Here is a 9288-nt window from a genome sequence, read left to right on the forward strand (position 1 = left end):
CAGCCCGAACCGGACCGGGTCGACTCCGGCGGCCTTCGCGAAGCGGGGCGGTGACCGAGGCGACGTCGCCGCCGCGCAGCAGGGGCAGGTCGATGACGGTGACGTCCGCGGCCGGAACCGCTCCGTCGGTCTTCTCCTCGACCCAGGCCCGTAGGTCGGAGCTGCGATAGCCGAAGGTGGCGTCCCTGGCGAACTCGGTCTCGGCCACGGGCGTGTACTCGTCGCCCGAACGCATGTAGTGGACCCCGCCGACGGTGACGCGTCCGGCGTCGGGGAAGGCGGGCACGATGACGATCCCGTCGATTCCGGGCTCACCCAGGTCCTGGAGGGTGCGGTCGATGACCCCGGGCTCCAGCGGGTAGTGGCCGCGCAGGGTGGAATCGCCTCGGCTGGCGAAGACGAGGGGCCGGTCGCCGGCGGCGTCGCGGGCGTTGCGCACGACCTCGGCGTTGCGGGCGCCGGCCTCTTCGGGGTCGAGGCTTCGGGTGTTGGTGAGCACGTAGACGGCGAGGGTGTCCTGTGCGAACGCCCACCGCAGGTCGTCGACGCCCCAACGGGTGAGCACGGGCAGCCCGTGCACCGACTGGGTGCCGGTCGGGTCGTCGTCCAGGACGACGATGACGGCTCCGGTTTCGGCCCGGCGGGCCACGTCCGCGGCGGTGACCGGGCTCGGTCCTCCTGCGCGGGTGAGGATCTCGTGGGGATCGATCATGAGGGCTCCCTTGTTAAACATCAGATATCTTATGTTAACTCCGGTGCAGGTCAAGGCTTCGTTCACATGAATTACCAAGAACGCCCGAGCGCGTCGGTGCGCGCTCGGGCGTGAGGAAAGGCGTGGGGAAAGAGGATGTGGGCGGCGATCGCCGCGGGATCAGTCGGACAGGCCGAAGACGTGGTGACGTAGGTCGCGTGCGGTCTGCGCCATGTGGCTCTCCATGGCCAACCGCGCCGCTTCGGCATCACCGGACCTGATGGCGTCCAGTACCTTGCGGTGCTCCTCGATCGCGTTGCGTTGGATCGTGGAGACGGCGGAGGTCTGCCGGCGCTTCTCCCGCATCACACGGGAGAGCGGATCGAACAGCACGGCCACGAACACGTTGCCCGTCGCCGACAGGATCACGTCGTGGAACCGGATGTCGTGTTCGACGAAGGACTCCAGGTCCTCGCGCTCGTGCGCGTCGCACATGCCCTGCAGCGACGTCTCCATCTTCGCCAGGTCGTCCTCGTCGCGGTGTTCGGCGGCCAGTGCGGCCGCGCCCGTCTCGATCATCCGTCGAACCTGGACCAGTTGCAGTGAGGCGGTGAGGTCGTCTCCGCCGCGCACGGTCGCGCGCAGCACGGCCTCCAGACCCGTCCACTCCTCCAAGGGGCGCACCACGCTGCCCCGGCCTCGGGAGACGTCGACCACGTGCTGGGCCTGAAGGGTGCGGATCGCTTCACGGACGGTGAGACGGCTGACCTCGAACTCCTGGCCGAGTTCGTTCTCGGAGGGCAGCTTGCCTCCGGGCGGCGGTTTTCCGTCGACGATGCGGTCCAGCAGCGTCCGGGCGATCTCGTCGGCGAGCAACGGCCTCGGCACGACACTCCTTCCGAACCGGGGGACGACGGGGCCGCGGAGTCCCCCGGAAAACATCCGCCACCCTCCGAACGCTTCACACGCGTTCACCGCGAAGCCCAAGCCTATCGCCGCATCGGAACCGGGCTCCCCGACCGGCTCCGGCCTCGGGAGGGAAAACCCGTTGTCAGGCGGGATCTCCTGACGTAGAACGTGGGAGTCCGGCCCTGCCCCGCTCCCGCCGTACCCCTCAAGGAGGCCGTCATGTCGGCTTCGAGCCCCACCTGCCCCTACCGACTGCGCACCGACGGAACCGGCTTCCACGAGGAGACCGCACACCTGCGCGCGGCCGGTCCCACAGTGCGCGTCGAACTGCCCGGGGGAGTGACCGCCTGGGCCGTCACCCGACACGACCTGGTCGAACGGGTCCTGGCCGACCCACGCGTCTCGCGCGACTTTCGCGCCCACTGGCCCGAACACGACCAGGTCGGCCAGGACTGGCCGCTGGCGCGACTGGTGTTCCTGGAGGGCTTCATCAACCGCTATGGAGAGGAGCACCGGAACCTGCGCCGACTGGTCACCCCGGCGTTCACCCCGAGGCGTGCGCGTCGGATGGAGGAGTCCCTGCGCAGCCGGGCGCGCGCATTGGTCGCGCAACTGGCCGACACCGGACCCGGGCGGTCCGTCGACCTGCGCGCGGCACTGTCACGCTCGCTGACCACCGGTGTGATCTGCGAGCTCTTCGGTGTCCCCGAAGGTCTGCGGGATCGGCTGGGCGACGCGGTGGACGCCGGTGTGGACACCACCGCCGCCCCCGAACAGGTCCTGGCGGGTCAGCGCGAACTCATGGCGTGTCTGGACGGCCTCATCGCGCACAAACGCGCGCACCCCGGCGAGGACCTCACCGACGACCTCCTCCGACCGACGGACGGCGAACCTCTCCGTGAGGAGGAACTGATCGGCACGCTCGTGCTCATGATCGGCGCCGGGTTCGAGACCGCCGTCAACCTCATCACCAACGCGGTGCACGCCCTGCTCACCCACCCCGAACACCGGGACCGCCTGGCCACCGGGGAACTGGAGGCCGAGAAGGTGGTCGAGGAGTCCCTGCGCCGCGACCCGCCCACCAAGTACGTACCGTTGCGCTACGCCGTCGAGGACTTCGAACTCGACGGGGTGCCCATCGCCAGGGGAGAGCCGATCCTCGTCGGTTTCGGGGCCCCGGGCCGTGACCCCGAACTGCACCCCGACGCCCCGGAGGCCTTCGACCCCGACCGCGCCGACAAGAAGCACCTGGCCTTCGGGTTCGGCGCGCACTTCTGCGTGGGCGCCCACCTGGCCCGCATGGAGGCCCGGGTCGCCCTGGAGGAACTGTTCGCGGCCCTTCCGGACCTGACCCTGGCGAAGGGCGGAGAGAACCCCGCCCCGGTCCCGTCATTGCTGGTCAACGGACCCCTCGAACTCCAGGTCGTCCCCCACCCGGAACGGTCGACGACCCCCTGATCGTCGACGGACACAGGGGAGGGCCCGGGGCGCGAGGCCCCGGACCCTCCAACGGAACCAGGAGAGGATCACTCGAACTCGTCGACGTTCTCCTCGGTGACGACCTCCACCGGGACCATCACGGTCTCCTCCAGGCTCTCGCCCTCCGCGGCGGCGATCGCGTTTCGCAGCGCGACCCGACCCAGTTCGGCGGGCTGCTGGGCCACGGACGCGTACAGGGTGCCCTCGGCGACCGCTTCGAGGCCCTCGGGGGTGCCGTCGAAGCCGATCACGACGGCCTCCTCGCCACGGGAGGACAGCGCCGCGGCGGCGCCGAGCGCCATCTCGTCGTTCTCCGCGAACACGGCGTCGACGTCGCCGTTGCCCTGGAGCATGTTGGTCATCACGTCCAGACCCTTGGACCGGTCGAAGTCGGCGGGCTGCTGCGCCACCACCTCGATGTCGGGGAACTCGGCGATCCCCTCCTCGAAGCCGGAACCGCGCTCACGGCTGGCGGAGGTGCCCGGGGTGCCCTGCAGCACCACGATCCGGCCCTCCTCGCCGATCGCCTCGGCCAGCTCCTGTGCCGCGAGCCGACCGCCCTCGACGTTGTCGGAGGCGACCAGGGTCTCCACGTCGGCCTCGTTGACACCGCGGTCGGCCGCGATCACCGGGATGTCGGCGTTGTTGGCGCCGCCCACCGGAGGGCCGGCGGCGTCGGAGTCCACCGGGTTGATCACCATGGCGGTCACACCGGTGCTGACGAAGTTCTGGATCTGGTCGGCCTGTTGCGACGCGTCGTCCTGGGCGTCGGTGACGATCAGTTCCACACCGGCCTGGTCCGCCTCCGCCTGTGCCCCGTCCCGCATCTGCAGGAAGAACGGGTTGTTGAGCGTGGACAGCGACATCCCGATCCGGGTCGTGTCGGTGGAGGAGTTCGGGGTCAGGAACGACAGGGCACCGACCACGAGGGCGGTCGCGGCCGCGGCGACCACGAGCTGGACGCCGCGTTTGCTACGGCTTCCGTTCGCGCCGGAACCGGACCCGGAGCCCGCGTCCCCACCGCCGGCGGAGCGGCGGCGCAGCGTGTCGAACAGGACGGCGACCGCGATGACCACACCGATGACGACCTGCTGCCAGAACGCCGAGACCGACAGCAGGTTCAGGCCGTTGCGCAGCACCGCGAGGATCAGCGCACCGACCAGGGTGCCGAACGCCGAGCCCACGCCGCCGGCGAGGCTGGCGCCACCGATGACGACCGCGGCGATCGCGTCCAGTTCGTAGCCCTGGGCGGCCTGCGGCTGGGCCGAGGCCAGACGGGAGGCCAGGATGATGCCGGCCACGGCCGCGAACAGACCCGACAACGCGTAGATGCCGAGCTGGTGCCGCTTGACGCGGATACCGGACAGGCGCGCGGCCTCCTCGTTGCCGCCGATCGCGTACATCGCGCGTCCGGCGAAGGTCCGGCGCAGGATCACCGCGGTGACCAGCACCATCACCAGCATGATGAGCACCGGTACGGGCAGCCGGCCGCCCAGCGAACGCCCCAGAACGGACACGGAGTCCGGCAGCGAGATCGGGCTGCCCTCGGACAGGACCAGGGACAGGCCGCGTCCGATCGACAGCATCGCCAGGGTGGCGATGAACGAGGGCAACCTGCCATAGGCGACCAGTACACCGTTGACCAGGCCGCACGCGACACCGGTGGCCGCGGCGAGGGGAAGCGCCAACCAGACAGGAACACCTTGCACGGTGGCGAGGAAGCCCAGCACCGTCGCCGACAGCGCCGCCACCGAACCCACCGAAAGGTCGATCCCGCCGGCGATGATGACGAAGGTGACACCGAAGGCCAGGATCGCGATGACGGCGGCCTGTACACCCACGTTGAGGAGGTTCTGCGCCGTCAGGAAATCGTCGGAGAGCAACGACATGACCACGACCAGGACGGCCAGGGCGGTCAGCGCACCGTTCTCCAGCAGGAATCTTCGCAGGGCGGGCCAGGTGCCGCCGCTCTTGTCCGTATCAGTGGCCATGGTGGCCCTCCACTCCGTGCTCTTCAGTGCTCGACCGGGGGCCGGCGGCGACCGCCAGGGACATCACGGCGTCCTGCGTGGCGTCCTCTGCGGAGAGCTCCCCGGTGATGCGGCCCTGGGCCATGACGAGGATCCGGTCACTCATTCCCAGCACCTCGGGGAGGTCGCTGGAGATCATCAACACCGCGTGACCGGAGGCGGTGAGTTCGTTGACGAGTCGGTAGATCTCGACCTTGGCGCCGGCGTCGACGCCGCGGGTCGGTTCGTCGAGGATCAGCACCCGCGAGTCGGCCAGCAGCCACTTGCCGATGACGACCTTCTGCTGGTTGCCGCCCGACAGGGTGCGCACGTGTTGGGAGATGCTCGACATGCGCACGCCCAGGTCGCCGGCGATCCGCTCGGCGGAGGCGCGCTGCCCCACCAGGTCCACGAACCCGCCCTTGCTGGTGGGCCCCAGGGTGACCAGCCCCAGGTTGTCCTCGACGGAGGCGTCCAACACCAGGCCCTGACCCTTGCGGTCCTCGGGGACCAGCCCCAGACCGGCGGTCATGGCCGCGTTGACGTCACCACCGGGCAGGGGACGGTCCAGGACCTCGACCGTGCCGGAGTCGTAGGGGTCCGCGCCGAAGACGGAGCGGGCGACCTCGGTGCGCCCGGCGCCGACCAGCCCGGCCAGTCCCACGACCTCACCCGCGCGGACGTCCAGGTCGATGTCCTCGAAGTGACCGTCCCGGGTCAGCCCCCGCACCCGCAGCAGCGGCTCTCCCGCCTCGGGGCGTTCGCGCGGGTACTGTTCGTCGATGCTGCGCCCCACCATCAGGCGCACCAGTTCGTCCTCGGGGGTGTCGGCGCCCACGTGCGCGACCGAACGGCCGTCCCTCAGCACGGTCACCCGGTCGGCGAGCGCCGCGATCTCCTCCAGGTGGTGGGTGATGAAGACGATGCCCACACCGTCGGCGCGCAGGCGGCGCGCGATGGCGAAGAGCCGCTCGACCTCCTCGGTGGTGAGCACGGCGGTGGGCTCGTCCATGATGAGGACCTCGGCGTTCAGACTGAGCGCCTTGGCGATCTCCACCATCTGCAGACGGGCGATGCCGAGTCCGCGCACCTTGGCTCGAGGGGACACGTCCACGCCCACGCGTTCGAGCAGCGCGGAGGCCTCGGCCTCCATTCGCCGGTGGTCGATGAACCCGAACCGGCGGGGCTGGCGGCCCAGGAAGATGTTCTCGGCCACCGTGATGTCGGGGACCAGGTTGAACTCCTGGTAGATGGTGGCGATGCCCAGACGTTCGGCGTCTTGGGCGTCCCGGATGAGGGTCTCGGAACCCTCGACGAGGATCCGACCTCGGTCGGGGCGGTGGGCGCCGGAGAGCACCTTGATGAGGGTGCTCTTCCCGGCCCCGTTCTCACCGAGGAGGGCGTGGACCTCGCCCCGACGCAGGTCGAAGTCGACGTCGTCGAGGGCGACCACTCCGGGGAAGGCCTTGCGCACCCCCTCGACGCGCAGGAGTTCGTCCGGACTACTCACGTGTGGCTCCCTTGGTTTCCGGCTCGCCGCAGGAGCGGCGTACGACGAGGTGGGCGGGCAGGACGGTGGAGGAGGCGGGCGAGCCCGCGATGAGGTCGGCCAGGGCACGCACCGCGACCCGGCCCAGCTCCGCCGTGGGTTGGGCGATCGTGGTGATCGGCGGGTCGGTGTGCGAGAACCACGGGATGTCGTCGAAGGCGGCCAGGGCGATGTCCTCGGGGACCCGCAGACCGCGCGCTCCGATCTCGTCCAGCGCGCCCAGCGCCATGAGGTTGTCGGTGGCGAAGACGACGTCGGGGGGCCCTGGCAGGTTCAGGAAGCGTTCGGTGCAGGCGCGTCCGCTCTCGGCCTGGAAGTCGCCGCGGCCCACGTATTCCTCGGGCAGAGCGAGCCCGTGGACGGCCAGGGCCGCGCGGAAGGCGTCCACGCGCTCGCGGCCGGTGGTGGTGGCCGCGGGGCCGGTGATGATGGCCAGACGTCGGTGGCCGAGCCCGTACAGGTGGTCGACGAGGTCGGCGATGGCCGTGCGACCGTCCGATCGGACCACGGGCACGTCGACGCCGGGGATCCAGCGGTCGACGAACACCACCGGGGTGTCTCCGGCCGCGGCCTCCAGGGTCATGGGGGAGCGGCCGTCGGCGGGGGAGACGAGGAGACCGTCGATGCGCCGGTCCAACAGGCCGCGTACGTGGTGGTCCTCCAGGTCGGCGCGTTCGTCGGCGTTGCCGATGATGACGCTGTAGCCGAGCTCGCGGGCCTCTTCCTCCACGGCGCGGGCCAGTTCGGTGAAGTACGGGTTGAGGACGTCGCTGATGACCAGACCGATGGTTCCGGTCCGGTGGGTGCGCAGCGAACGCGCCACGACGTTGGGTCGGTAGCCGAGCGTGCCGGCGGCGGCCAGGACCCGTTCACGCGCGTCGTCGCTGACCGAGGGGTGTCCGTTGAGAGCCCGGGAGACCGTGGCCACGGACAGGCCGGCCGACTCGGCGACGTCCTTGATGCTCACCATGGTGTCCACCCCTCTCTCATGTGTCGTGGAAACGATTACATGGTCGAAAGCGATGATGCCAGACGGGAAGAGCACAAAAGTTCACATGCTTGCGCGGGAAAGGTTCTGAATGCGCGGATTGCCCGAGATTGGAGGGTTTCCGTCACACTTCGCGGCGGAAAATGTGCCTCCGGTCACATGGGGGTCGTTCGATCGGTGGCCGGGCGTTCCGTCGCGCGACCGAACGCTACGAGGTGAGCAGTGAGGACAGGAACTCGTCGATGCCCTCGACCTCGGCGCGGTCGTAGGTGCTGACGTTGGCCAGGACCTCGGAGGCGCCGGTGCGTTCGACGAGGTCGCCGAGTGAGTCCGCCACCTGATCCGGGGTGCCGGCGATCGCGCCGGACATCCAGTCGTCCACGGCCCTGCGCTTCATCGCGCTGGTCGTACCGTCGAGCAGCCGACGGGCCTCCTCCACGGGCCTCAGCGCCCGGAACTCGCCCACCTCCCGCGAGTCCGCGTAGGCCCAGGCCTCGGGAAGCAGCAGGTCCCGGGCCCGCTCTGTGGTCTCCGCGACGGCGATGTCCACGTTCACCACCAGGTAGGGCCGTGGAGTGGTCGGGCCCGGACGGAAGTCCTGGAAGTAGTCGGCCAAACGATCCGGGTCGCGCAACAGCGGCCCTCCGGCCACGACCGGTAGCCCCAGGTCGGCGGCCAGGGCCATCCCGCCCTTGATGGCGAGCATGAACACCGGAGGAGGTTCGACGCGCGGCCTGACGGTGATGTCGGCCTCCCCGCTCAGATGGCGCAGGACCTCCTCGACCTCGGCCGGGTACTCGCCCTCCCGCAGGGCGGTCCGCCCCAGCGCTCTTCGGATCGCAGTGGTGAAACCGAGCGAGCCGCCGAGCCCCAGGTCGAACCGGCCGGGGAAGAGCGCCTCCAGGAGCAGTGCCTGTTCGGCGATCACCATCGGGCTGTGATTGGGGACCATGATGCCGCCCGTGCCCAGCCGGATGCGCCGTGTGCGGGCGCCGATCGCCGCGAGCAGCACGGCGGGGGACGAGCCGGCGATGCCCGGGACGGCGTGGTGCTCGGCGGTCCAGAACCGGTGGAAACCCAGTTCCTCCGCGCGCACCGCCCTCTCGACGGTCGTGGCGATCGTCTCCGCGTCGGGTTCTCCGGCGCGGGTCCGTGAACGGTCGAGCAGAGAGACACGCATCGGTCCTCATTCCCCTTGTTCGCGTTCGCGGGCGGTCCGTCGAGCACCACGGAACCCCGTGCCGACCCTGGAAACGACGAAAGCGGATCCCCGAAGGAATCCGCTTCCGCTGCTTGTGGGCGATACAGGACTCGAACCTGTGACCCCTACCGTGTCGAGGTAGTGCTCTAGCCAACTGAGCTAATCGCCCTCATGCGAGATGAGGTACATCTGGAGCCGGCGACGGGAATCGAACCCGTGTGCAGGGATTTGCAGTCCCTTGCCTAAGCCACTCGGCCACGCCGGCTTGATCGAAGCACGAGGTAGCCGAACGGCACCCGTATGTGCCTTTCTCCGAGCGGACGACGGGATTCGAACCCGCGACCCTCACCTTGGCAAGGTGATGCTCTACCAGCTGAGCTACGTCCGCAGGACAGGGATCCGAGGATCCTGCCGTGGGCGATACTGGGATCGAACCAGTGACCTCTTCCGTGTGAAGGAAGC

7 protein-coding genes and 3 tRNA genes are annotated in these 9288 nt (G+C 69.7%); 1 reads left to right on the top strand and 9 read right to left on the bottom strand.

The window, feature by feature from the left end; all coding sequences use genetic code 11:
* On the bottom strand, positions 1–712 hold a 712-nt coding region (locus tag K8V84_RS10535; RefSeq protein ID WP_304073699.1), incomplete at its 3' end, for a four-carbon acid sugar kinase family protein.
* 159 nt (positions 713–871) lie between these two features.
* Entirely contained in the window at positions 872–1579 is a 708-nt protein-coding gene (locus K8V84_RS10540) for a FadR/GntR family transcriptional regulator (protein ID WP_304073702.1), read from the bottom strand.
* Between the two features lie 240 nt (positions 1580–1819).
* Here K8V84_RS10540 and K8V84_RS10545 point away from each other — a divergent pair, with 240 nt between their 5' ends.
* Positions 1820–3058, top strand: a complete 1239-nt coding sequence (locus K8V84_RS10545) for a cytochrome P450 (protein WP_304073704.1) — start codon at positions 1820–1822, stop codon at positions 3056–3058.
* 68 nt (positions 3059–3126) lie between these two features.
* Here the strand turns inward: K8V84_RS10545 and K8V84_RS10550 are convergent, their stop codons facing one another.
* The 7 genes from K8V84_RS10550 to K8V84_RS10580 form a co-directional block, all read right to left on the bottom strand.
* Positions 3127–5070 (bottom strand): substrate-binding domain-containing protein, encoded by a 1944-nt coding sequence (locus K8V84_RS10550; RefSeq protein WP_304073707.1) that lies wholly within the window; start codon positions 5068–5070, stop codon positions 3127–3129.
* Entirely contained in the window at positions 5060–6598 is a 1539-nt protein-coding gene (locus K8V84_RS10555; RefSeq protein WP_304073710.1) for a sugar ABC transporter ATP-binding protein, read from the bottom strand. The genes K8V84_RS10550 and K8V84_RS10555 overlap by 11 nt, the downstream gene beginning before the upstream one ends.
* Entirely contained in the window at positions 6591–7607 is a 1017-nt protein-coding gene (locus tag K8V84_RS10560; protein WP_304073713.1) for a LacI family DNA-binding transcriptional regulator, read from the bottom strand. Before K8V84_RS10560 ends, K8V84_RS10555 begins: the two co-directional genes overlap by 8 nt.
* 226 nt (positions 7608–7833) lie before the next feature.
* Entirely contained in the window at positions 7834–8805 is a 972-nt protein-coding gene (locus tag K8V84_RS10565) for an MsnO8 family LLM class oxidoreductase (protein ID WP_304073715.1), read from the bottom strand.
* Between the two features lie 116 nt (positions 8806–8921).
* Positions 8922–8995 (bottom strand) — tRNA-Val (locus K8V84_RS10570).
* 21 nt (positions 8996–9016) lie between these two features.
* Positions 9017–9091 (bottom strand) — tRNA-Cys (locus tag K8V84_RS10575).
* Between the two features lie 50 nt (positions 9092–9141).
* Positions 9142–9214 (bottom strand) — tRNA-Gly (locus K8V84_RS10580).
* Positions 9215–9288 lie beyond the last annotated feature (74 nt).

Source organism: Nocardiopsis listeri, from assembly GCF_020741345.1.
GTDB lineage: Bacteria > Actinomycetota > Actinomycetes > Streptosporangiales > Streptosporangiaceae > Nocardiopsis > Nocardiopsis listeri_A.